The organism is Mesorhizobium sp. WSM4815, from assembly GCF_055811575.1.
Genome location: NZ_JBVVQS010000101.1, coordinates 292300 through 315973, shown reverse-complemented (window position 1 = coordinate 315973; position 23674 = coordinate 292300). Strand labels below are relative to the sequence as shown.

23 protein-coding genes are annotated in these 23674 nt (G+C 62.0%); 14 read left to right on the top strand and 9 right to left on the bottom strand.

The genetic code is table 11. From position 1 onward, the window contains the following. Positions 1-102: 102 nt before the first annotated feature. Positions 103-825 (bottom strand): class I SAM-dependent methyltransferase, encoded by a 723-nt coding sequence (locus AC0L2B_RS27070; protein ID WP_473747492.1) that lies wholly within the window; start codon positions 823-825, stop codon positions 103-105. 729 nt (positions 826-1554) lie between these two features. Here AC0L2B_RS27070 and AC0L2B_RS27065 point away from each other — a divergent pair. From AC0L2B_RS27065 to AC0L2B_RS27030, 8 genes are all read left to right on the top strand, one after another. Further along, positions 1555-2166, top strand: coding sequence for a cupin domain-containing protein (locus AC0L2B_RS27065; protein ID WP_473747490.1), 612 nt, complete (start codon positions 1555-1557; stop codon positions 2164-2166). Positions 2167-2285: 119 nt separating this feature from the next. Next, positions 2286-3224: an ABC transporter substrate-binding protein gene (locus AC0L2B_RS27060; protein ID WP_473747488.1), complete on the top strand. Its 939-nt coding sequence runs from the start codon at positions 2286-2288 to the stop codon at positions 3222-3224. Between the two features lie 74 nt (positions 3225-3298). Continuing rightward, positions 3299-4096: an ATP-binding cassette domain-containing protein gene (locus AC0L2B_RS27055; protein ID WP_287327587.1), complete on the top strand. Its 798-nt coding sequence runs from the start codon at positions 3299-3301 to the stop codon at positions 4094-4096. Further along, positions 4093-5103, top strand: a complete 1011-nt coding sequence (locus AC0L2B_RS27050) for an ABC transporter permease (protein ID WP_128172070.1) — start codon at positions 4093-4095, stop codon at positions 5101-5103. Before AC0L2B_RS27055 ends, AC0L2B_RS27050 begins: the two co-directional genes overlap by 4 nt. A 4-nt stretch (positions 5104-5107) precedes the next feature. Beyond that, positions 5108-6199, top strand: a complete 1092-nt coding sequence (locus AC0L2B_RS27045) for a phosphotriesterase family protein (RefSeq protein WP_473747487.1) — start codon at positions 5108-5110, stop codon at positions 6197-6199. 37 nt (positions 6200-6236) lie between these two features. After that, positions 6237-7007, top strand: a complete 771-nt coding sequence (locus AC0L2B_RS27040; RefSeq protein ID WP_473747485.1) for a glutamine amidotransferase — start codon at positions 6237-6239, stop codon at positions 7005-7007. Between the two features lie 3 nt (positions 7008-7010). Further along, on the top strand, positions 7011-7919 hold the full coding sequence (locus AC0L2B_RS27035) for a PfkB family carbohydrate kinase (protein WP_473747484.1): 909 nt from the start codon (positions 7011-7013) through the stop codon (positions 7917-7919). Next, on the top strand, positions 7916-8746 hold the full coding sequence (locus AC0L2B_RS27030) for a BtpA/SgcQ family protein (protein ID WP_473747482.1): 831 nt from the start codon (positions 7916-7918) through the stop codon (positions 8744-8746). The genes AC0L2B_RS27035 and AC0L2B_RS27030 overlap by 4 nt, the downstream gene beginning before the upstream one ends. A gap of 77 nt (positions 8747-8823) precedes the next feature. Here AC0L2B_RS27030 and AC0L2B_RS27025 read toward each other — a convergent pair whose 3' ends face one another. From AC0L2B_RS27025 to AC0L2B_RS27010, 4 genes are all read right to left on the bottom strand, one after another. Further along, on the bottom strand, positions 8824-9810 hold the full coding sequence (locus AC0L2B_RS27025) for an NAD-dependent epimerase/dehydratase family protein (RefSeq protein WP_473747480.1): 987 nt from the start codon (positions 9808-9810) through the stop codon (positions 8824-8826). A 170-nt stretch (positions 9811-9980) separates the two neighbouring features. Further along, a complete protein-coding gene (smc, locus tag AC0L2B_RS27020) occupies positions 9981-13439 on the bottom strand; it encodes a chromosome segregation protein SMC (protein WP_473747478.1) in 3459 nt (1152 codons plus the stop codon). A gap of 117 nt (positions 13440-13556) precedes the next feature. Beyond that, positions 13557-14303, bottom strand: coding sequence for a DsbA family protein (locus tag AC0L2B_RS27015; RefSeq protein ID WP_091595939.1), 747 nt, complete (start codon positions 14301-14303; stop codon positions 13557-13559). 130 nt (positions 14304-14433) lie between these two features. Beyond that, complete coding sequence (locus AC0L2B_RS27010; RefSeq protein WP_473747477.1) at positions 14434-14934, bottom strand: DUF721 domain-containing protein; 501 nt, start codon at positions 14932-14934, stop codon at positions 14434-14436. 55 nt (positions 14935-14989) lie between these two features. Here AC0L2B_RS27010 and mutY point away from each other — a divergent pair, with 55 nt between their 5' ends. Together mutY and AC0L2B_RS27000 are read left to right on the top strand one after the other, a co-directional pair. Beyond that, on the top strand, positions 14990-16126 hold the full coding sequence (mutY, locus tag AC0L2B_RS27005) for an A/G-specific adenine glycosylase (protein WP_473747475.1): 1137 nt from the start codon (positions 14990-14992) through the stop codon (positions 16124-16126). Between the two features lie 45 nt (positions 16127-16171). Further along, positions 16172-16783: an HAD family hydrolase gene (locus AC0L2B_RS27000; RefSeq protein WP_128167653.1), complete on the top strand. Its 612-nt coding sequence runs from the start codon at positions 16172-16174 to the stop codon at positions 16781-16783. Positions 16784-16849: 66 nt separating this feature from the next. Here AC0L2B_RS27000 and AC0L2B_RS26995 read toward each other — a convergent pair whose 3' ends face one another. Continuing rightward, positions 16850-17641, bottom strand: a complete 792-nt coding sequence (locus tag AC0L2B_RS26995) for a transporter substrate-binding domain-containing protein (protein ID WP_473747473.1) — start codon at positions 17639-17641, stop codon at positions 16850-16852. A 220-nt stretch (positions 17642-17861) separates the two neighbouring features. Further along, entirely contained in the window at positions 17862-18359 is a 498-nt protein-coding gene (locus AC0L2B_RS26990) for a hypothetical protein (RefSeq protein WP_473747472.1), read from the bottom strand. A 434-nt stretch (positions 18360-18793) separates the two neighbouring features. On the opposite strand from AC0L2B_RS26990, the gene AC0L2B_RS26985 reads away from it, so the two are divergent. Then, a complete protein-coding gene (locus tag AC0L2B_RS26985) occupies positions 18794-19006 on the top strand; it encodes a type II toxin-antitoxin system VapB family antitoxin (RefSeq protein WP_473747471.1) in 213 nt (70 codons plus the stop codon). Next, on the top strand, positions 19003-19392 hold the full coding sequence (gene vapC, locus AC0L2B_RS26980) for a type II toxin-antitoxin system VapC family toxin (RefSeq protein WP_473747470.1): 390 nt from the start codon (positions 19003-19005) through the stop codon (positions 19390-19392). Before AC0L2B_RS26985 ends, vapC begins: the two co-directional genes overlap by 4 nt. 36 nt (positions 19393-19428) lie before the next feature. Here vapC and AC0L2B_RS26975 read toward each other — a convergent pair whose 3' ends face one another. Next, entirely contained in the window at positions 19429-20562 is a 1134-nt protein-coding gene (locus AC0L2B_RS26975; RefSeq protein WP_023799298.1) for a site-specific DNA-methyltransferase, read from the bottom strand. 175 nt (positions 20563-20737) lie between these two features. On the opposite strand from AC0L2B_RS26975, the gene AC0L2B_RS26970 reads away from it, so the two are divergent. Continuing rightward, positions 20738-21427, top strand: a complete 690-nt coding sequence (locus AC0L2B_RS26970) for an HAD family hydrolase (protein ID WP_473747468.1) — start codon at positions 20738-20740, stop codon at positions 21425-21427. Positions 21428-21466: 39 nt separating this feature from the next. On the opposite strand, the gene AC0L2B_RS26965 is transcribed toward AC0L2B_RS26970, so the two are convergent. Further along, the gene (locus AC0L2B_RS26965; RefSeq protein WP_287172147.1) at positions 21467-22141 is read right to left on the bottom strand and encodes a hypothetical protein; all 675 of its coding nucleotides are present in this window, start codon (positions 22139-22141) and stop codon (positions 21467-21469) included. 127 nt (positions 22142-22268) lie between these two features. Between AC0L2B_RS26965 and thrC the strand changes: the two genes are divergently transcribed. Then, positions 22269-23666, top strand: a complete 1398-nt coding sequence (gene thrC / locus AC0L2B_RS26960) for a threonine synthase (RefSeq protein ID WP_473747753.1) — start codon at positions 22269-22271, stop codon at positions 23664-23666. Positions 23667-23674: the final 8 nt, after the last annotated feature.

The window sequence follows — 23674 nt, the reverse complement described above, 5'->3', positions numbered from 1 at the left end:
CGCCATATATTAGCAAGCTATTGAAACGAGTACGACTATGGGTTTTTAGATTCTGGAACGCAGATGCCATCAAAATTAACAGCGACTTCAATTCCAGCATAGTTAACACGGGGCTCGGCAAAGTGCCCCGCAGTGATAGGTGAAGGTCTTAGTGGCAAGACTTTGGTTAATGTTGATAAGCGCTCGCCTCAAAGCCATTTTCATCGCCGCTTTTGCAGGCGATGTAAAGAATCGATGAACAGCAAAATCGTGGTCGAAAACTTCCATTTTGACGACGTCAAGACCGGTGCTTTGAAGGAGAATCATGAACGATGCTGGGGAATAGCAATTGATATGCCCTATGTTCAGCGTCTTTTGTAAGCCCTTTCGTGACGTTCGCGCATGAAGTTCGCAAGGAACTTCAATGTAAATCCATGATTTCGTTACCCTGGCAATTTCCGCTAACAGCTGCCGTGGTTCCATGACGTGTTCAATAACGTGACTCGCGTACACGACATCGACGCTCTTATCGGGGAAAGGCAACCGTGACCCGTCGTACTTAGACAAGTGAACGTTTGAAGGTACATTTTCGGCATTTTCGCCGGGATCGATTACGTCAATCCCATAGTAGGAAGTAAACATAGATCTTTTTGACAGCTCTATAAGAACAGCCCCTGTCCCACAGCCGACCTCAAGTACTTCTTCATACGTTCCAACCGGCAGCAGGGAACAGAGATTTTTAACTTTCTCAACTGCGCATATTCTTTTCCACTGCTTCTGGCTTTCGCTATAAGCTCCCTCGTAGTGCGAATTGTGATCAACAATTTTGAAAGGCTCTAGAATCATTTCCATTTCCTCGAATAGCAAAACAAGATGGATGATGGTCCTACACTCGACGCCAGGGTATCACCATCACCGAGTAGAGCAAGGCGCGGCCATCACTCTCCAGCCAATGCTACGCTCGCGATCCAGCCAAGCGTCGATATAGCGTCCCCGACGAAATCGGCGCCGCGTAGGGGTCATAGAAATACCACCCCCGGAAGAAGGCTAGTGGATAATAAACTGACACACCTACCAGATCGAACCACCGCATGCCGGGTCGTGTCTGGAAGCCCAGCTTCCATAACGTTCATTGCGTTGCCGCACAGGTGGTGGCAGCACAATCAGGAATTCGTCGGTGATCTGACCCTAAGGGATTTTCGGGGCGGTCAAATGCAGGTTCCTCAACAACAATTGCCATCAAGGTCGGCGAGAAGTTGCCGCGGCGCTCGACGATCCGGCTGTTCAAGGAGCTATGAGGGGATTGCCTCTGGCCGGCGTATAAACCAGCCCCTTCGAACATCGGGCGGTTGGAGAACAACGCAGGAACGCTTTTTGTTCCAGTCAGCGCCGGGTTCGATCGAGGGACGGCCGATGTCGCTGTGGACGGCGAGTGTTTGACGCTGGGTTGCTTTATCCGTGCTATCAAAAAAACCGGCCAGGTCGAAATTGACAGATCACCACTTGCAAATCGGTCGCGGCTGTCTTTTGCTCGCGCGACAGTTGTCCCATGACTGTTGAATGGTTGACGAACGGATGAACAAAATCGATCGGCGACGGCCGGAGTCCGAAGCGGACGCCACCGTAAATGCCGCGCGGCTTGGAACGCGGTTGCGCCTCGCCCGCCAGACGCGGGGCATGACGCTGAAGACGCTGGCGACAGCTGCGCACTGCTCTGAAAGCCTTTTGTCCAAGGTCGAGAACGGCAAGGCTTCGCCATCGCTGCCGATGCTTCACCGCCTGGTCGAGGCTCTGGAGACCAATATCGGCTGGATGTTCGAACAGGTCGACGACGACGAGGCGATCGTGTTCCGCGCCGGCGCGCGGCCATTGATCTCGCTCGACGCGCTGAGGCGCGGCGAGGGCATCTCGCTCGAACGCATCATTCCATATTCGCCCGGACACCTGTTGCAGTGCAACATCCATCATATCGAGGCAGACGGCGAGAGCGAAGGTCCCATCCAGCATGTCGGCGAGGAAGTCGGCTACGTGCTCGCCGGCCGGATCAAGCTGATCGTCGATGGCAAGAGCCATGATCTCGCCACCGGCGATGCGTTCGTATTCAGGTCGGAGCTGCCGCACCATTACCGCAACATCAGCAAGGAGAGAGCCAGCATTTTTTGGGTCAACACACCAGCGACCTTCTGACGGCTGCAGTGAGATCAAATTCGTTGACAATTATTCAAGTCTCTTGAATGTTTGCCTTGTGCCTGTAGCACCAATGGGCCAGCCTGACAGGATTGGCCCGCAAGCAAGGGGAACCGAAAATGCGTCCGTTCAAGCTTCTCTTCCGTTGCGCCGCCGTCCTGGCCATTTGCTCGACGGCGATGGGATCGGCGTTCGCCGATACGTTCGCTCTCGTCAACATCAACCAGCAGGCCCTGTTCTTCAACCAGATCAACGAGGGCGCGCAGAAGGCGGCCGACGCCGCCGGCGCCAAGCTGGTCATCTTCAATGCCAACAACGTGCCGAGCGCGCAAAACGACGCGATCGAGAACTACATCACACAAAAGGTCGACGGCATCATTCTGGTCGCCATCGACGTCAACGGCGTCAAGCCTGCAATCACCGCCGCGAAGGCGGCCGGCATTCCGGTGATCGCCATCGACGCGCAGATCCCGGACGGCGACAACGTTGCGTTCATCGGCGTCGACAACGCCAAGGCCGGCGAGGATATCGGCAAATTCTATGCCGATTATGTCAAGTCGGAGATGGGCGGCACCGCCAAGATCGGCATTGTCGGCGCGCTCAATTCGTTCATCCAGAACCAGCGACTCGACGGCTTCAAGAAGGCGGTCACCGACAGCGGCCTGGCGATCACCTTCCTCGACACGGTCGACGGCCAGAATGTCCAGGAGACCGCAATGAGCGCCTCGGAGAATTTGATGACCGCCAATCCGGACATGACGACGCTATACGCGACCGGCGAGCCGGCGTTGCTCGGCGCAGTTTCGGCCGTAACCAGCCAAGGCCGCACCGGCGACGTCAAGGTGTTCGGCTGGGACCTGACCAAGCAGGTCATTCAGGGCATTGACGATGGTTGGGTGGTGGCGGTGGTCCAGCAGGACCCGGCCGGCGAAGGCAAGGCCGCTGTCGAAGCATTGGTCAAGCTCAAGAAGGGCGAAACGGTCGGGCCGATCATCAATATTCCGGTGACGATCGTGACCAAGGACAATGTCGAACAATACCGCGCGATGTTCCAGTAGACTGCATCGATGACCCGTCCGCGGCGCCGCGAAGGGCTACGCTGCGGACGCTTTGCAATCCCGTGGGATCCAAGATGAGCAGTGGCGAGACCTATCGGGTGCGGATGAGCGGCATCTCAAAGCGCTACAATGCCATTCAGACGCTCGATGACGTGTCGCTGGTGCTGAGGCCGGGCGAGGTCCTGGGGCTGGTCGGCGACAATGGCGCCGGGAAGTCGACGTTGAGCAAGGTGCTGTCGGGAGCGGTGGTTCCCGATGCCGGCACGATCGAGATCGATGGAACGCCGGTGACCTTCACTTCGCCGGCGGACGCGCGTGCGGCGCGCGTCGAGATGGTCTATCAGGATCTGTCGCTCTGCGACACGGTCGACGTCGCCGGCAATCTCTTTCTCGGCCGCGAGCCGCGCCGCCGCATCGCCGGCATTTCCTTTCTCGACAAGAAGCGTATGCACGAGCAAACGCGCCAGATGCTCGACCGTCTCGGCATCGTTATATCAGACACGCGGCTCAAGGTCGAAAACCTGTCCGGCGGACAGCGACAGTCGATCGCGATCGGCCGCGCCGCCTCGTTCGAGCCGTCCGTGCTGATTATGGATGAGCCGACGGCGGCGCTCGCCGTCGCCGAGGTCGAGGCTGTGCTGGACCTGATCCGCACCGTCAGCGCCCGCGGCGTCAGTGTCATCCTGATCACCCACCGGCTTCAGGATCTGTTCCTCGTATGCGACCGCATTCAGGTCATGTACGAAGGACGCAACGTCGCCGAGCGACTGATCGGCGAAACCAATATCGAGGATGTCGTCAACCTGATCGTGGGCCGCAAGTTCAACGCTCGTTCGGCCACCAACGCCTATCGCGATGGAGCGCCAGCATGAGCGAAGCGACTTCGACCCGCTCCGCGCAGTCTCGAAGGGTCCGCGAATCCACGTGGCGAGATGCGGTGCTCGCCAACGGCAGTGTCGTGTCGATCGCGCTGTTCTTTCTTATCGTTAGCGTCATCTTCTCGGTGGCGACGGACGCCTTTCTGACGTCGCCCAACCTGCTGAACATCCTGCGGCAGTCGGCACCGCTGCTGATCGTCGCCGCGGCGATGACCTTCGTCATCACCACCGGCGGCATCGACCTTTCGGTCGGCTCCGTGCTGGCGCTGGTGGCAACGCTGTCGGCGACGCTGCTGCAACTGGGTTTGCCATGGCCGCTGGTCATCCTCGCCATGCTTGCGCTGGGCGCCTTGCTTGGCGCGGTGCAGGGCTATTTCGTCGCTTATGAGGGCATCCCGGCCTTCATCGTCACGCTTGCCGGACTTTCGGTGATCCGCGGCGTGGCGCTGCTGATCACCGGCGGCTACTCGATCCCCATCGAGCCGGGCAGCCCTTTCACGGTGCTGGGCCGCGCCTGGCTGCTTGGCGTGCCGGCGCCGGCGCTGATCGCGCTGGCGATCCTGGCGATCGCCTATATCGCCTTCAACGAGACGCCGTTCGGCCGCTACGTGACCGGCATCGGCGCCAACGCCGAAGCGGTCAGGCGCGCCGGCGTGAACACGCGGCTGACGACGCTTTTCGTTTACGTGATTTCCGCCGCCGCGGCAGCTCTTGCGGGGATCATCATTGCTGCCCGGCTCGGATCCGGATCGTCGAATGCCGGACAAGGATTTGAGCTCGAAGTGATCGCTGCCGTCGTGCTTGGCGGCACCAGCCTGTTCGGCGGCCGCGGAACGATCGTCGGCACCGTTCTCGGCGCGCTTACTGTGGCCGTCATCGGCAATGGCCTGATCCTGGCACATCTGTCGCCTTTCCTGACGCCGATCGTCACCGGAACGATCATCCTGATCGCCATCTGGCTGAACTTCCGCCTGTTCCGCGGCGCCGTGCGGAGCCGTTGAGCCCATGAGTGATCTTTTCCATGACGCGGCTCCCAGGCAGAGGCTGGCGATCGGAGTCGAAACCGGTCATGCGATGACCGTGCTCGGCCCCGTTCCGGTCGAAGAAATGGGCGTCACGCTGATGCACGAGCACATCTTGCTCGACGGTGCGCGCAGCTGGAAATGTCCCTGTCATCCCGACGACATGGCGCTCGCCGAGCAGCCGGTGAACATTGAGATCATCGGCGAATTGCGCATGAATCCTTACGTCAATCGCGACAATGTTTCGCTCGATGACAGTGACCTGGCGCTGTCTGAGCTGCAACGCTATCGCGCGCTGGGCGGCCACACCGTCGTCGACGCGACCAATATCGGCATCGGCCGCGAGCCGGAAAAGCTCGCCCGCATCAGCCGCATGTCCGGCCTGAAGATCGTCATGGGCACCGGCTTCTATCTGGAGCACACCCATCCCGAATGGCTGAAGGCGATGGATGTCGACGCGGTGACCGAGTTCATCGTCAACGACGTCGGCGGCGGCGAGACGCAGCCGCCGATCCTGGCCGGCCTGATCGGCGAGATCGGCGTCAGCAAGGATTTTACTTCGGAGGAACGAAAGTCGCTGCGAGCTTCGGCGCGGGCCTCGCGCATCACCGGCGTGCCGCTGTCGATCCACCTGCCCGGCTGGGAGCGGCTGGCGCACGATGTGCTCGATGTCGTGGAGGCCGAGGGCGCCGATCTTCGCCACACTGTGCTCTGCCACATGAACCCCAGTCACAATGATCTCGACTACCAGACAAGCCTCGCCCGGCGCGGCGCGTTTCTGGAATACGACATGATCGGCATGGACTATTATTATGCCGATCAGGACGCGCAATCGCCCTCCGACGAAGAGAACGCGCGAGCAATCGCCACACTTGTCGAGGCCGGCTTTTGCGATCGCCTGCTCTTGTCCCAGGATGTGTTCCTCAAGATCATGCTGACCCGCTTCGGCGGTTTCGGCTACGGCTATATTCTCAAGCATTTCATACCGCGCCTGAAACGGCATGGCGTCGAGCATCCAGCCATCGACCGCATGCTGATCGCCAATCCGAAAGCCGTGTTCTCGCGGCGGAATTAAGCCCAGACTTACGGCTGAGACTTACGACGGAGTTCAAATGTCCAAGAAAAAAATCCTGCTGGCCGGTGAATCCTGGGTGTCGACCGCGACCCATATCAAGGGCTTCGACCAGTTTCCGACGGTCACCTACCACACCGGGGCGGACGAATTGCTGACGGCGCTAAAGGCGACCGACTTCGACGTGACGTTCATGCCGGCGCATGAGGCACAGCGCAACTTTCCGCAAACAATGGAGGCGCTTTCGGCCTATGACGCGGTGGTGCTCTCCGACATCGGCGCCAACACGCTGCTTCTGCATCCCGACACCTGGGTTCACTCCAAGCCGACGCCGAACCGCCTGCGGCTGCTGCGCGATTATGTGCGCGACGGCGGCGGGCTTTTGATGTTCGGCGGCTACTATAGCTTCCAGGGCATCAATGGCGGCGCGCGCTATCGCAAGACGCCGGTCGAGGAGGTGCTGCCGGTGAACTGCCTCGCTTTCGACGACCGCGTCGAGGTGCCGGAAGGGTTTTCGCCTGTCCTGAAAGGCTCCTCGGACCATCCGATCCTCAGGGGTCTCGGGTCGGATTGGCCAGTCCTGCTCGGCTTCAACGAGGTGACGCTGAAAGACGGGGCGGAAGTCCTGGCAACCGTGTCGTCGGATTATGGCTCGCTGCCGCTGCTCGTCACCGGTCACTATGGCAAGGGCCGCACTGTGGCCTGGACGTCCGATGTCGGGCCGCATTGGCTGCCACCGGAGTTCATCGCCTGGAAGGGCTACAAAACCCTGTTCGAGCAGATGCTGAGCTGGGCGATCGGTGAGAGCTGAGCGATGCATGTCCATGTCGTCGGCAATGCCTGCGTCGACACGATTTTTCGCGTCGGCCGCTTCCCTGCCGCCGGCGAGACCTTGAACGCCAGCAGCTACGCCGACGGCCTCGGCGGCAAGGGAGCAAACCAGGCGGTTGCCGCCGCGCGCACGGGTGCTGCGGTAACGTTTTGGACGGCGCTCGGCAAGGACCGCGCAGGCGCATGGATCAGGAGCCGCCTCGACAGGGAGTTGTCTGACCTCGAGGCGATTGAATTCGACCTGCCAAGCGACCGCTCGACCATCGTCATTGGGGCCGGCGGCGAGAACTTCATCGTGAGCGGCGTCGCCTGCAGCGAGGCGTTCGATCCGATCGCACAAACCGCACTTGCGGGCCGAATCGCGTCTGGCGACATCGTTGTCTGCCAAGGAAACCTGCGAGGCGCCGCGATAGATGCCTGCCTGCGGGCAGCACAGGAAAATGGCGCGCGCACCGTCCTGAATGCCAGCCCTATCGATGCGGCGGCTCTGCCTGACTTCGGCCTGGCGCAGGTGTTGGTGGTGAATCAATCCGAGGCGAAAGCGCTGACCGGCCAGGATGACATGGCAGCCGCCGCCGACGCGCTGGCGGCCAAAGGCGCCGAGACAGTCGTGATCACGCTCGGTGCGGAAGGCTGTCTCGCCCTTGGCCCGGACCAGGGAGGATCGTTTCGTTTGCCGGCACCACGTGTCGAGGCGCTCGACACCAGCGGCGCCGGCGATGTGTTTTGCGGCTGCCTGGCCGGCGGGTTTGCCAAGGGAATGTCGGTTGCCCCAGGGCTGACGTTCGCGCTCGCGGCTGCCGCAATTGCGGTGACTCGCCCGGGCACATTGATATCCTGTCCTTCCGCGTCTGAAATGGCGGCGCTCATCGATCAAACGGAGCTCTCATGACCCAACTCGGTCAATCAGGCGGCGTCGCGCTGGTAGAACTTTTCGGCCGCACCAAGGTGGTGATCGGCGTCGTTCACCTGTCGCCGCTTCCCGGCGCGCCGCGCTATGACGGCGAGGCGGTCGAGGCGATCTATCAGCGCGGTCTGGACGATGCGAGATCTTATCTCGATGGCGGATGCGACGGCGTGATCGTAGAGAATCATGGCGACATCCCGTTTGCCAAACCTGACGATATCGGACCGGAGACAGCGGCCTATATGGCGGTTATTTCCGACCGTATCCGCCGCGAGTTCGGTAAGCCGGTCGGCATCAATGTGCTCGCTAACGCCGCGATCCCTGCCCTTGCGATCGCCAGCGCCTCCGGCGCGGGCTTTATCCGCGTCAATCAATGGGCGAATGCCTATGTCGCCAATGAGGGTTTTGTCGAGGGGGAGTCCGGTCGCGCAGCACGCTACCGCGCCAGGCTGCGCGCCAACGGCATCCGCGTCTTCGCCGATGCTCACGTCAAGCACGGCGCGCACGCGATCGTTGCCGACCGCCCGGTGGAGGAACTGGTCAAGGATCTGGTCTTCTTCGACGCCGACGCCATCATCGCGACCGGTCAACGCACCGGGCACGCTGCGGATCTGAGCTATATCAGCATGATCAAAGAGGCCGCCGGCCTGCCGACGCTGGTCGGCAGCGGCGTGACGCCCGACAATGCCAACGATATCCTTGGCATCGTCGACGGCGTCATCATCGCCAGCGCGCTGAAGCATGATGGCGTCTGGTGGAACCAGGTCGACCCTGCCCGTGTAAAGACCTTCATGAGTGGGCTGAGGCGATAACAAGCGGCGATTGGAGCGAAGTCGCGCCCCTCGGGCCGCAAACGCGGAGACCGCAGGCGACGACCCGCAGGCCGCGGTCACCTTGTCGTTGATCCTGCAGCCCATTCCGACCGGTACCAGTCGACGAATTTTTTCAGCCCGTCCTCTGTCGAAACGCTCGGCTTGAAGCCGAAATCGCGCTCCAGCGCAGTCATGTCGGCATAGGTCCGCTCGACATCGCTGCTTTGCATCGGCTCGGTGTGGCGGATCGCTTTTACGCCGAGCAGTTTTTCCAGAGTGTCGATGAAATCGCCGAGCCGCACCGGCCGGTTGTTGCCGACATTGTAGAGCCTGCTCGGCGGAACTTCAGCCGATGGCGGCTTGTCGAGCACGGCAACGACAGCTCTCACCACATCCTCGACATAAGTGAAATCGCGCCACATCTCGCCATTGTTGAACACCCGGATCGGCTTGCCTTCGAGCATTGCCTTGGTGAATATCCAATAGGCCATGTCGGGCCGGCCCCAGGGACCGTAGACGGTGAAAAATCGCAAGCCAGTCTGCGGCACCCCGAAGAGATGGGCGTAGGTGTGGCTCATCAATTCATCGGACTTCTTGGTGGCGGCGTAGAGCGAGACGGGCTTGTCGACCTGATCGGTCTCGCTGAACGGCACCTTGCGGTTGCCGCCATAGACCGAGCTCGACGAGGCATAGACCAGATGCTCGAATGCGGGCTGCGCGCGACAGAATTCGAGCACTTCGAGATGGCCGACAACATTGGAACGGACATAGAGCCTCGGATTGTCGAGTGAAAAGCGCACACCCGCCTGAGCGGCGAGATGGACGATCCTGACTATGCCTTGCCCGGCCAAAGCGTCGGCAAGAGCGCCCTGTTCGGCGATGTCGATCTGGTGAAATAAAAAATCCTTGTGAGGCTGCAAGCGGGCGAGGCGCCCCTTTTTGAGCGCCAGGTCGTAATAGTCGTTCATGTTGTCGACGCCGACGACCGCTTCCCCCCTGCTCAGGAGATGATGGCAAACATGGCTGCCGATGAATCCTGCGGCTCCCGTGACAAGTACAGGCAACAAGGTTCTCCACGCATATGCTGGCACATGATCGCGAAATCGAGATCGATTTCGGAGAGGATCATGGCAACATCAAAACGCTCATCAGAATGAACGGAACCGACCCAGTCCAATTCGTGTTTTAGCCGAAAGCCCCAATAGGCGCTACCGACAAGCTGTGCGTCGACGCGTCAGCTCGCCTCGCGCAGGGCCTCGGCCGCCTGCAGGTCGACCGACACGAGTTGGCTGACGCCCTGCTCGGCCATGGTCACCCCGAACAGCCGGTTCATGCGGGCCATGGTGATCGGGTTGTGCGTGATGATGACGAAGCGCGTCTCGGTGGTGGCCGCCATTTCGTCCATCAGATTGCAGAAACGCTCGACATTGTGATCGTCGAGCGGTGCGTCGACTTCGTCGAGGACGCAGATCGGCGCGGGATTGGTCAGGAACACGGCAAAAATCAGGGACATCGCCGTCAACGCCTGCTCGCCGCCGGAAAGCAGCGTCATCGTCTGCGGCTTCTTGCCGGGCGGCCGCGCGAGGATTTCGAGACCGGCCTCGAGCGGATCGTCGGACTCGATCAGTTGCAGTTCCGCCGTGCCGCCGCCGAACAGATGCGAAAACAGCCGCTGGAAATGGCCGTTGACCACGTCGAAGGCAGCCAGAAGCCGTTCGCGGCCTTCGCGGTTCAGGCTCTGGATCGCCTGCCGCAGCTTGCGGATGGCCTCGATGATGTCCTCACGTTCGGAAACGATGGTCTCCAGCCGGTCGGACAGTTCCTTCTGCTCTTCGTCGGCGCGCAGATTGACGGCGCCGAGCCGCTCGCGCTCGATCTTCAGCCGGTCGAGCTGACGCTCGATCTCAGTCATCTCCGGCATCGGGCTGTCGGCCTCCAGGCCGGTGTGGCGGATGACCAGATGCGGCGGGGTGTTCAGCGTTTCCTGGATGCGCGCCTCGACCTCCAGCCGTCTTTCATCGGCAGCGGTCAGCCGCTCTTCGGCGCGGACTCGGGTTTCGCGCGCCTCGGCCAGCGACTGGATCGCTGACGTCGCGGCCTTGTCCAGTTCGGACTGCTTGTTTTCCGCTTCCTGCAACCGGTCGCCGGCGGCCTGGCGCAGGCTTTCGGCTTCGGCAAGCTGCGACAGCAAGGCGCGCCGCTTGGCGTCGATCTCGTCGGGGGCGTCGGCCAGCCTTTCGCGTTCGGCCTCGGCCTCGGCCTTGCGTTCGCCGAGTGCGGCGATCTGCGTCGAGGCGTTTTCGGCGCGCTCCAGCCAGTTGCGGCGTTCCGCGCCGATGGCGTCGAGGCGGCGCGTGCGCGCTTCGGCTTCCCGCCTCAAGCCTTCATGGACGGCGCGGGCATCGGCAAGGGTGGCGCGGTCGCGAGCGACGTTGGCGGCCGACTGTTCGAGCTGCAACTGCAGATCACCGAGATCGGGAGCGCTTTGCAGCAGCATCTCGGCCTCGACGAAAGCCGCGGCCGTCTCTTCATGGCTGTCGACGATGCGCGCGCGCGCCTCGTCAAGTGCGGCGCGCCGGCTCGACAGCTCGCCGCCGGCCTTCTCGGCCTCGGCCAGCGCGTTGCGGGCGGCGTCCAGCCCATGCTGGGCATCACGCCCGGCCTGACGGGCGTTGCGCTCGGCCTCGCTCGCCTGGGCAAGCGCCTGCTCGGCATCGGCAAGGGCCTGTTCGGCCTGGCGCAGGATGCGGTTCGCGTGGACCGCTTCGGCGTCGAGTTCGGCCAGCCGGTTTTTCTGCGCCAGCCGCTGCGCGGCGGCGGTCGGCGCGTCGGCGCTGGCGGTGAAACCATCCCAACGCCAGAGCGCCCCTTCGCGGCTGACCAGCCGCTGCCCGGGAGCAAGCTGCGCCTGCAACCGTCTTCCCTCAGCAGCGTCGACGATGCCGATCTGCGCCAATCGGCGGGCGAGTTGCGCCGGCGCGCGGACGACGCTGGCAAGGCTCTTGATACCTTCGGGCAGAGCGGCGTCGCCGGGCTGGACCTCGCTTTGGCCCCAATGCACCGGCGCGCTACGGTCGAGCGGCACGTCGAGATCTTCGCCAAGGGCCGCGCCCAGCGCCGTCTCGTAGCCGCGCTCGACGCTGATCTGCTCCAGCACGGACGGGAAGAGGTCGCCGCTCGCGGCATTCAGGATCTTGGCCAGCGTGCGGGCCTCGGTTTCGATTCGCGCCAGCTCGGCCTTTGCATCCTGAACCGGCGGGCGGGCGGCGCTCTCCGCCGCGCGCGCCTCGGCGACAGCCTGTTCGGCGGCAATCGCCGCGGCTTCGGTTTCCTCGAGCAGCGCCAGCGCCTTTTCAACCAGAAGTTGCTTCTCGGCGGGATCGGCCAGGCCGGCGACCCTGGAGGCGATATCGGACAATTCCCGGTCGACATCGGCGAGCTGGCGGGCGAAACGGTCGCGGCGCTCTGCGGTGTCGCGCAGCGTTCGTTCGATTTGGTTGCGGGAGGCGGCGGCCTCCGCCCGTTCGGCGGTCAACTCGGCGAGTTTGGCTTCACTGGCGGCAAGCGTCGAAGCCGCCTGTTCGACCGCCGCGCGGGTGCTGGCATCGCGGTCGGCGGCGCCGGCGTTCTCGGCGTTGAGCGCGGCTTCTTCGGCGGCGAGGCGATCAAGAATATCCGCATTGTCGCGGACCATCCGCTCCTCGCGGACGATGTCGCCGTCGAGCTGCTGGAGCCGGCGGTCGAGCTCCAGTTGGCGGGCACGGATACGGCCCGCTTCTTCCTCGATCTGCGTCTTGGCGATCGACAGGCGCTGGAAGGCGGCGGCGGCGGCGGCTTCAGCATCGCGCAGGTCCGGCAACCGATGGGCGCCGATCCCTTGCTCCCTGGCGGCAGCCATCTGGGCAGCGGCGCGGTCGCCCACCAGTGCCGTGGCGATCGCCAGCGCCGAGCGCGCCTCGCCTTCCTGCGTCTTGGCCAGCGTCCAGCGCAGATGCAGCAGCGTCGCTTCAGCCTTGCGGATATCGGCCGACAGGTTCTTGAAGCGCGAGGCCTGGCGAGCCTGGCGCTTCAGGCTTTCGATCTGGCTTTCCAGCTCGCCGACGACATCGTCCAGCCGTTCCAGATTCTGTTCGGCCGCTTTCAGACGCAGTTCCGCCTCGTGGCGACGTGTGTGCAGACCCGAAATGCCGGCCGCCTCTTCCAGCAGCGCGCGACGCGCCTGCGGCTTGGCCTGGATCAGCTCGCCGATGCGGCCCTGTCCGACCATCGAGGGCGAACGGGCGCCGGTCGACTGGTCGGCGAAAAGCAGCTGCACGTCCTTGGCGCGGGCTTCCTTGCCGTTGATGCGGTAGAGCGAACCCGCCTCGCGCTCGATGCGACGCGAAACCTGCAACTCGTCCGCGTCGTTGAAGGCCGAGGGCGCGCTACGGTCGCTGTTGTCGAGGAAAAGCGTGACTTCGGCGGTGTTGCGGGCCGGACGCGTTCCGGAACCGGAAAAGATGACGTCGTCCATGCCGGACGCGCGCATGTTCTTGTACGAGCTTTCGCCCATCACCCAGCGCAGCGCCTCGACAAGGTTCGACTTGCCGCAGCCGTTGGGGCCGACGATGCCGGTCAGGCCGCGTTCGATGACGAACTCACCGGGTTCGACGAACGACTTGAAACCGAGCAGGCGAAGGCGCGAGAATTTCATTCGCGCCGCCCCAAAAGCGGGTTCTGCAAAAGTGTTCCGCGGTTTGGCGACAAGAACTCGCGGCGCAACAAAAAGTTGCGCACGCCGAAGCGCAGCCGCTTCGGCGCTGCCGAAACGTCAAAGCAGAGGGTCGATAATGGCCGAGATTTCCTCAATCGACAGCGCCCCCTTGTAGGTCTTCCCGTTGATAAAGAAGGTCGGAGTCGAGTCGACCTTGAATTCATCGGCGCCGCGCTTCTGGACCGACCTCACATCGTCCAGAAGTTTCTGGTCCGTCAAGCAGGCCTCGAACGACTCCTGTGTAAAACCGGCCATCTTGGAGATTTGCAGCAGGGCGTCCTTGGTATTGGCGACACCTGCCCAGTTCGCCTGCTGCTTGAACAGAACGTCCACCATTGGGAAATAATTGTCCTTGGAGCAGCGCGCCAGCATGAAACCTGCCTCGGCGCTGGGATCGAAGGGGAACTCGCGCAGGATAAGGCGGGCCTTGCCGGTATCGATGTATTTCGTCTTCAGCGCCGGGAGGGTGGTTTCATGGAAATGCGCGCAGTGCGGGCAGGTCATCGAGGCATATTCGACGATGGCGACCTTCGCGTCGTCCTTGCCGAGCTGCATGTCGGGCAGTGCGCCGGGCTTCAGCAAGGCAGCCATGTCCACCGTGCCCTGGGCCTCAGGCGCCTTGGCCGCGGCCGGAGCGGCCGGCTTTGCCGGATCGGCCGGCTTCATCGCATCGGCTGGGGCCGCAGGCTTCACATCCTCCGCCACGGCTTTCTCGCCCGAGTCGCTGCAGGCGGCGAGCAGAGCCACCGCCGGAATGGCGGCCAGTGACGACAGGAGGTTTCTGCGGGATAAAAGACGGGGCATACGAATCACCTGACAATGGTTGGATTTTGCAATGCAAAGGCTAGAAAAGGCGAGAGTTGGCGCGAATTAAGGCATCGCCGTCCCCATTCCAATCGCCAAATCCTGGGTACGCGATCACGAAAGCGCGAGATTATATTTTCTTTTGACCGAGAATGGTGGCGCCGAGCCGCTCCAGCGAGGCACGCAGCCCATCATCCTCGATCATTCCGACAGTGCCCGACAGCTTCACCTTCTCGGCCGCGGTCAGCGGCCGGATGCTTGGTTTACGCCGGCCTTTGTCAACCGTGACCGGCTTTTGCACGATTCTGATCCGGCCGATAGCGTTGAAGCCGAGGAAGGCGTTGACCCGGTTGATGATCTCGCCGGTCTCGTGCTGCAGATGGAGCGCCGCCATGCCTTCGCAGGCGATGACCAGCACCGCCGGCTCGAACGGATCATCTTCATGCATGCGGCGCGGCCACTGGATCTTTTCAGGGCGCGAACGGCTGGCAAGCCGCGGCCCGGCAATCTCCTCCCATGACTGGACGAGCCCGATCGACATGCCGGCTCGCTTGCGCAGCACCGGATCGAGGATCTGGGTTGCGAGATCACTCACCGGAACGGGATTGCTGAAGGGCCTTTTCCCTGCCATGTGCGTTCTCCAGTCACGACCTTCACCATACATCGGTTAGGCCAGTCCTCGATCAATGGCACTGCACGACCAGACCCGCAACACCGCATCCTGCGACAGCGGCAAAGCCGCATCCGGAGACAGCGGCGAGATCGCGTCCCGCCTGCTCGCCTGGTACGACGGGCATCACCGCGACTTGCCGTGGCGCATTGCGCCGCGCGAGTTGGCACGCGGCATACGACCCGATCCCTACCGGGTCTGGCTTTCCGAAGTCATGCTGCAGCAGACCACGGTCGAAGCCGTAAAATCCTATTTCCGGGCCTTTGTCGAGAAATGGCCCGATATCGAGGCGTTGGCCGCTTCACCGACAGAAGACGTCATGAAGGCCTGGGCCGGACTCGGCTATTATTCCCGCGCGCGCAATCTCAAGGCCTGCGCCGACCTCGTCGCGCGGCAAGGCGGCAGGTTTCCGGACACGCAAGCTGGCTTGAGAGAGCTGCCCGGCATCGGCGCCTACACGGCGGCGGCGATCGCCGCGATCGCCTTCGACCAGCCCGCCGCGGTCGTCGACGGCAATGTCGAGCGGGTGGTTTCCCGGCTGTTTTCGATCGTCACGCCGCTGAGCGAGGCCAAGAGCGACATACGCACCTATGTCGAGCGCATGGTTCCAGCGACCAGACCGGGCGATTTCGCCCAGGCGATGATGGATCTCGGCGCGACGATCTGCACGCCGCGGCGGCCGCGCTGCGGGCTCTGCCCGCTGCGTGAGGATTGCAGCGCCATTATTTCCGGCGATGCCGAACGCTTCCCTGTCCGCCTGCCGAAGGGCGAGAAACCATTGCGGCGCGGGGCTGCTTTCGTTGCAGTACGCGGCGATGGCGCCATCCTTTTGCGCAAACGTGGAGATAAGGGCCTGCTCGGCGGCATGACCGAAGTGCCGACGACCGGCTGGACCGCGCGGATCGACGGCGGCACCACAGCGGCGGCGGCGCCCTTCCCCGGCAACTGGCGGCCAGCCGGGAAAATTGGCCATGTCTTCACCCATTTCACGCTCGAACTCGAAATCTTCAAAGCGATGGCCGATGTCGCCGCCCCGGCGGGTCATTTCTGGTCGCTGGCCGACGAAATTTCCGGCGAAGCACTGCCCACCGTCATGAAAAAGGTAATCGAAGCAGCGATACCGGGCGCGACGAAGAAGCAGCGCGCACATTGAATCGCCCACGTCGCCCCATTTGAACTGCGTTGAACGAGGACAAGAATGACCGAAATCCGCCACATCGTTTTCGACATCGGCAGAGTGCTGATCCACTACGATCCGAACCTGCCATTCAGCCGTATCATTCCGGATGCCGAGGAGAGAAAGTGGTTTTTCGACAATGTCTGCACGCATGACTGGAACATCGAGCAGGACCGCGGCCGCACCTGGGAAGAGGCCGAGGCGTTGCTGATCGCCGAACACCCGGACCACGCCGAAAACATCCGCAACTTCCGCCGCCTCTGGCACGAGATGGTGCCGCACGCTTACGACGACAGCGTCCAGCTCATGGACAAGCTGATCGAGAGCGGCCACGACGTCACCATGCTGACCAATTTTGCGTCAGACACGCTTGCCGAAGCCCGGCAGCGTTTCGACTTTCTCAACCGCCCGCGCGGTGTGACCATTTCGGGCGAGATCGGCATGATCAAGCCGGATCGCGGCATTTACGACCATCACGTCGCCGCGTTCGGCCTCGAGCCCGCGGCCACGCTGTTCATCGACGACAGCCAAAAGAATGTCGACGGCGCCAAGGCGGCCGGCTGGCAGTCGGTGCTGTTCACCGACGCAAAGACGCTCGAGGCGGACCTCGATCGCCTGGGGGTGAGAGTGTGATCACTGTGACGGGCCTGACCGCAGTCGCTGAGACGCGCGGTCCACGGCTTGGATCCGTCTCGCGCGCTACTTGACGTGTGAGGCGAAGATGCGATCGAACTCACCCGTCGCCTTGGCAAGATGTAACCATTGGTCGACATAGGCCTTGAAGACAACGGCACCCTCAGGAAGCATATAACCCATTTCGCCATATTGGAGCGGCTTCTCGGGGTTGATCGCGCAAAGGCCGGGGTGAAGTTTCTCCTGCAACTCGGTTTCGACCGATTCGGCGATCATGATATCGGCTTTGCCGTCAAGGATTTGGCGGAAGATCGTGACGTTGTCCGGGTAGATCTCAATTTTAGCGTCACTGAGTTTTTCACGCACGAATTTCTCATTGGTCCCGCCGGGATTAACAATCACAGTCACATCCGGCTTGTTGATGTCGGCAATCGATTGGAATTTCGCCTCGTCCTCGCAGCGCGCAATCGGTGCCTTGCCGTTGACGAGATAGGGCTCGCTGAAGAACACCTGCTTCTGGCGTTCCAGGGTCACCGAAATACCGCCCATCGCGATGTCGCACTTGCCGGTTGTAAAATCGGCAAGCAATTTTTTCCAGGTAGTCGCCACGAAGTCCGCCTCGACCCCTAGTGAACTTGCCAGAGATTTTGCGAGATCGATATCGATGCCCTGGTAGTTGTTCGCGGGCTTGTCATGAAAGGTGAAGGGCTTGTAGTCGCCGGTCGTACAGACGCGCAGCTTGCCGTTCTTGATAACCGCATCAAGCTGGTTTTCTGCGCCGGTGTTCTGGGCAATCGCCGGAGAGGCCAACAAACCCATGACGAGGGCGGCGACAAACGGCGAGGCAAGAGCTTTCATGGATCTGGTCTCCGATGGATAAGAGAATCGAGCATTCGAGAAACGGTGGGCAAAGGTCAATAACTCTTCCTCGGGAATCGCTCACCGTGATCCTCCGGCGGCGCCGAAAACCCGAACCGGCTACCGCGCTAGTGGTACCCACCTGACACAAGAGTCCGGCTCGGGATTCCTCTTGGCTGCACGCGAAGGAGCGACATTTAGTTTGGGCCAACTCAGTCAGTCACCGTCGTGAAAACTTCGAGTACCAATTCCATTCCCACGTTCTGCCTGCATCAGCGGAGAACGCACGGCTGTAAATCGGGGTTTTCAGGTTGCGCTTATCCCAGTGGAATTTCACGATAACGTCCTTGCCGGCCACAACCTCACGGCCGAAGAATTCGCCTTCGTCGCCATTGAACGAGCCCACCTTTCCGTCGTCGAGTTTGCCCGCGTTGCTGTCGGCCCAGTAGATCGTCCAGAGACGCGTCTTTGGATCGAACAATCGCACGGTGAGGCCCTCGAACGGCTGTCCTCCCAAGTCCGTATGAAAAATGTCGAAGTTGCCCAAACCCACCAGGATTTGGCGGAACTCCTGGGTCGCGTCGAATTCCTCCCACTCGTCGCTGCCGGCCAGTGGTTCCTTCAACGTACGGTTCCTGATGTTCCAGTTGCCCACCAAATAGTCGAAATCATTTTTGGACGACGTCTCGCTTCCCGTCCGATGAAAGAGAGAACGCACTCATCTACTTTCCTTTGGATCGACGTCGTGCCAGCACTCCCATCGCCGCGGACATGACGAATGTATGAGCGTTTTCTTCGATGACTGCGGCGCGCTTCGCATGTCCAGTCGCGGCAACAATTGGATGGAAACCCAACAGCGCGTCGCGATGCACGCCTGCCGTCACCTCCACGTTGCAACGCGTAAGCCGAAGACCCGTTCCGGGCACGGTCCACTTCGGTTAGCTCCGCACTCCATCGCGAAGTCGCGTTGCTCCGCGCTCCACTCAGGATTCGCTAACCGCCCTGAACCCCTGAACCGACCTCCCAACCGGGTACCAAGTGTCAGATTCTGACCACTAGGTGTCGAAGATGTCCTCTCTTTCGTCGTGACGGCTTGTTGGTCAGGAGCAGAATGTGTATATTTAGTCCAATCTATACACATCGAGAAGCACCATGCGAACCAACATCGAACTCGACGACGAATTGATCGCGGAGGCCATGGCCGCCTCCGGCCTCAAGACCAAGAAAGCGACGATTGAGGTGGCGCTGCGCAGTCTGGTGCGCCGGCACAGGCAGGATATGGCTATCGCCGCCCTTGCTGGCGCCGGCTGGGAGGGCGATCTCGACGCCATGCGGGAAGGCCGTTCGCCCGATCGGCAGCGATGATCGTCGTCGACAGTTCCGTGTGGATCGCCCATCTCCGCAATACGGACAGCGTCTCGGTCGGCAAGCTCAGGCATCTCGATGACACACAGGAGATTCTGGTCGGAGACTTGATCCTGCTGGAAGTGCTGCAAGGCGCGCTCAACGAACCGCATGCCCAACTGATCGAGCGGAACCTCCGACAATTCGCCATCGTGCCGATGCTGGATCCGGCGACGGCAGTCGAAGCTGCCCGAAACTACCGCATGCTCCGGCAGCGGGGCATCACCATCCGCAAGACAGTCGATATGATTATCGGCACATTCTGCATCCTGGGCGGACACGCGCTGTTGCATGATGACCGAGACTTCGACCCGATGGTTCGTTACCTCGGCCTGTGCGCCGCATGAGAACGATGTGCAACGAGACCTCTGTAGCGGTTATCGTCAGGCCCCTGCCCGCTCCATGCCGAGGCGGGCGATGCGGCGAAGCTCGTCGATCGGGGTCAGGCCGCCACTGCGCTCATAGTGCCAGAAGGTCCAGCCGTTGCAGGCATCCAGCCCCTGCACTTCCGCGCCGATCTTGTGGATCGATCCGGCGCTGCCGCCGACCGCCACAGTGCCGTCGGCGCGCACCCTGGCCGCCCAGCGCTTCTTGGCGTCGTAGAGCGTGGCGCCCGGCAGCATCAGCCCGGTGTCGATGAGGCTGACGAAAGCGACGCGCGGCTCGGCGCGCTTGCCGGTAAGCACGGTAAGCGCAGCGCCGTCCAGCGGCCGGACTGCATCGATGCGCTCGTTGGCAGCGTCGATATAGGCCTGCTCGCGCTCGATGCCGACGAAATGGCGGCCGAGGCGCTTGGCCACCGCGCCGGTGGTGCCAGAGCCGAAAAAGGGATCGAGCACGATATCGCCGGGCTTCGTCGAGGCCATCATGATACGGGCGAGCAGCGCTTCGGGCTTCTGCGTCGGATGCAGCTTGTCGCCATTTTCGTTCTTGAGGCGCTCAGCGCCGGTGCAGATCGGAAACAGCCAGTCGGACCGCATCTGGATGTCGTCGTTCGACGCCTTCAGCGCTTCGTAGTTGAAGGTGTAACCCTTCCCCTTCTGATCGCGCGAGGCCCAGATCATCGTCTCATGGGCGTTCTGGAAGCGGCGGCCGCGGAAATTCGGCATCGGATTGGTCTTGCGCCAGACGACATCGTTGAGGATCCAGTACCCCAGATCCTGCATCTTGGCGCCGACCCTGAAAATGTTGTGGTAGGAGCCAATGACCCAGATGGTGCCGTTGGGCTTCAACACGCGGCGCGCCGCCAGCAGCCAGGCCCGGGTGAAGGCGTCGTAGACCTCAAAACTTGCGAACTGGTCCCAGTCGTCGTCGACGGCATCGACCTTGGACTGGTCGGGCCGGTGCAGATCGCCGTCGAGCTGCAGATTGTAGGGCGGATCGGCAAAGATCACGTCGATGGATTTTTCGGGCAGCCGGTCGAGCGCGGCGACGCAATCGCCCTTCAGGATCGTATCGAGCCATTCAGATTGCTGGGGAGCATGGGAAAGCTCGTCGAGAAGACGCACGGCAGACATTGTTACACCCAAAGCACGCGTTACTGTTTACTCCCTGTTATGGTTACCGATCAGCGTAAATATTCGGTGAAGGCCTGGGGTGCAGACCCCGGGTAATTTGCGAAGATCGGCCTGTTGGTGTATGCCGCGCCGCCTGAACCGTCCCAGCCTCCTCCCTCCCGCTTTCCGGATCGCTATGCCCCAGCCAGACCTTGTCATCTTCGATTGCGACGGCGTGCTCGTCGATTCCGAAATCATCGCCGCGCGCATCGAGGCCGAGCTGTTGACGTCGGCCGGCTACGAGATATCGGCCGAGGAGGTTTCCGAAACCTATGCCGGGCTGACCTTCAAGGACATCATGATGCGGGTCGAGGAAAAATCCCGCGTCCCGTTCCAGGCCTCGCTGATCGATCGCGCCGAAGACCTGGTCGACCGCCGGCTGCGCAGCGACGTGCGCGCTGTCGACGGGGTGCACGAGGCGGTCGCCGCGGTGACGGCGCCGCGCTGCATCTGCTCGAATTCGCGCACCGAGCGGATCGAATTCATGCTGGAGAAGGTGCATCTGCTGCCGTTTTTCAGCGGCCGGATTTTTTCGTCGCTGGAAACACCTAGCGGAAAATCCAAGCCGGCGCCCGACGTGTTTCTCTTTGCCGCGGCAAAGCTCCAGGCCAATCCGGCGAACACCTTCGTCATCGAGGATTCCGTGCATGGCGTGACCGGCGCCAGGACAGCCGGCATGCGTGTGATCGGCTTCACCGGAGCGGCGCACAGCTATCCCGGGCATGCCGACGCGCTGACCGAGGCCGGCGCCGAAACGGTCATCCGCCGCTGGGCGGAACTGAAAAGCGTGATCTCCGCCCTGTCGGAGTGGTCGGCGGATGCGTGAAGCAGGCGTCCAAATGGACGCGCAGATCCAAAACCGCGGCTATTCGGCCGCGGCAACCTTCTTGTCGGTCTTCTTCGGCGGGCCTTCGTCATAGCCGGCGAACACCTGATAGTCCCGCGCGGTGGGCTCGGGAACGACAACGTTCGAATCGGTGAAGACGAACTGGGTGGCACTCGAGGGATTGGTAACCTGGACCTGATGTTGGTGAAGCTGCGAGTAAAGGACCTCCTTGCCATGCATCACAGCGATACGGATCGGCATGGTGATGGTGCCAGGGCTGAACATCGGTCCCGGAACGACCTTGCCGGCGACGGCGATCTTCATCGTCAGCGAGCCGTTGGCGCGGATGCAGTCGCGGGTCACATCGGTGATCGAAGCCTGATAGACGATCTTGGCGGAACCATCCTGCTGGCCGCTGCTCGCGTCAAGCGCGGCAGCTTCTGCATCCAGGGTGGCGGCTTTTTTCTTGGGCTTTTGACTGCCCTTGGCATAGGTGTTGAAGAAGGCGGTGCCGTCGCGCAGCGTCACTTTCGGACAATAGGCCAGCAATTGGCTGGCGAGAACCTTGGGGTCCGGCGGTGGTGGCGGTGTCGTGTCCTTCTTTCCGAAGCCCAGCATGCTGCTGCCGCCTGATTGGCAGCCGGCGGCGGTAAGCATAAAGCCGGCGAGCGCCAGACCCGCGACAAAACGACCGTTAAATGTATGAAACGCCATGAACTGCACTTCCCTCTCGCAAAGCGGGTGACGTATATCAACCGCGCGGCAAAAATGCGACTGAGCAAGTACGGAAATTAACCACTTTGCCGCGGACAATACCGCCCGGCAGCAATGGAACATGACGATGCGCTATGTGAGTACCCGCGGGGAAGCGCCCGTGCTTGGATTTTCCGACGCTGTGCTGGCTGGTTTGGCGCGCGATGGCGGACTTTATGTCCCTGAAACCTGGCCGCAGTTTTCGGCAGCTGAGATCCGCGCGATGCGCGGCCTTGCCTATCCCGACCTCGCCATCCGCGTGCTGTCGCCGTTTCTCGGCGGCGAGATCGCGATGCCGGTGTTCGAACGCCTGGTGCGCGAAGCCTATGCGACATTCCGTCACGAGGCGGTCTGCCCGCTGGTGCAGACCGGCTCGAACATGTTCGTTCTGGAACTCTTCCATGGCCCGACGCTTGCCTTCAAGGACGTCGCCATGCAGCTTCTCGCCCGGCTGATGGACCATGTGCTTGCCGAACGCAACCAGCGCGCCAGCATTGTCGGCGCCACCTCCGGCGATACCGGCGGGGCCGCCATCGATGCCTTCGCCGGGCGCAACCGAACCGACATCTTCGTTCTTTTCCCGCACGGCCGGGTCTCGCCGGTGCAGCAGCGGCAGATGACGACGTCCATCGCCGCAAATGTCCATGCGCTGGCGGTCGACGGCAATTTCGACGATTGTCAGGGCCTGGTGAAGGACATGTTCAACGATCACGGTTTTCGCGACCGGGTATCGCTGTCCGGCGTCAATTCGATCAACTGGGCCCGCATCATGGCCCAGATCGTCTATTACTTCTCATCGGCGCTGTCGCTCGGCGCGCCCGACCGGCCGATTTCGTTCACGGTGCCGACCGGCAATTTCGGCGACATCTTCGCCGGCTACGCCGCCAAGAAGATGGGGCTGCCGATCGAGCGGCTGATCATCGCAACCAACGACAACGACATTCTGGCGCGCACGCTGTCGAGCGGCGAGTACCGCACGAAAGGCGTCTTTTCGACCACGTCGCCGTCGATGGACATCCAGGTCTCTTCGAATTTCGAGCGCTTGCTGTTCGAGGCGGCCGGCCGCGACGCCTCTACCGTGCGGCGCTACATGAGCGGCCTCAAGCAGTCCGGCGCCTTCACCATCGAAGCGGGCGAGATCGCCAGGATCCGCTCCGAATTCGACGCCGGCCGTTCGACCATGGACGAAGTCGCAGCCACGATCCGCTCGACGCTCGCAGCCAGCAACTATCTGCTCGACCCGCACACGGCCGCGGCCATGCACGTTGCGGTTGCAAGAGCCACCAATGCCGTGCCGATGGTGGTGCTGGGCACCGCCCATCCGGCAAAGTTCCCGGCCGCCGTCGAAGCGTCCAGCGGCGTGTCGCCTGCCCTGCCCGCATGGCTAGGCGGGTTGATGACTTCAGAGGAAAAATACACGGTACTTCCATCCGACCTGAAAATGGTGGAAGATTATGTTAGCCGCCACACGCGGGCGGCAAATTAGGGAGTATC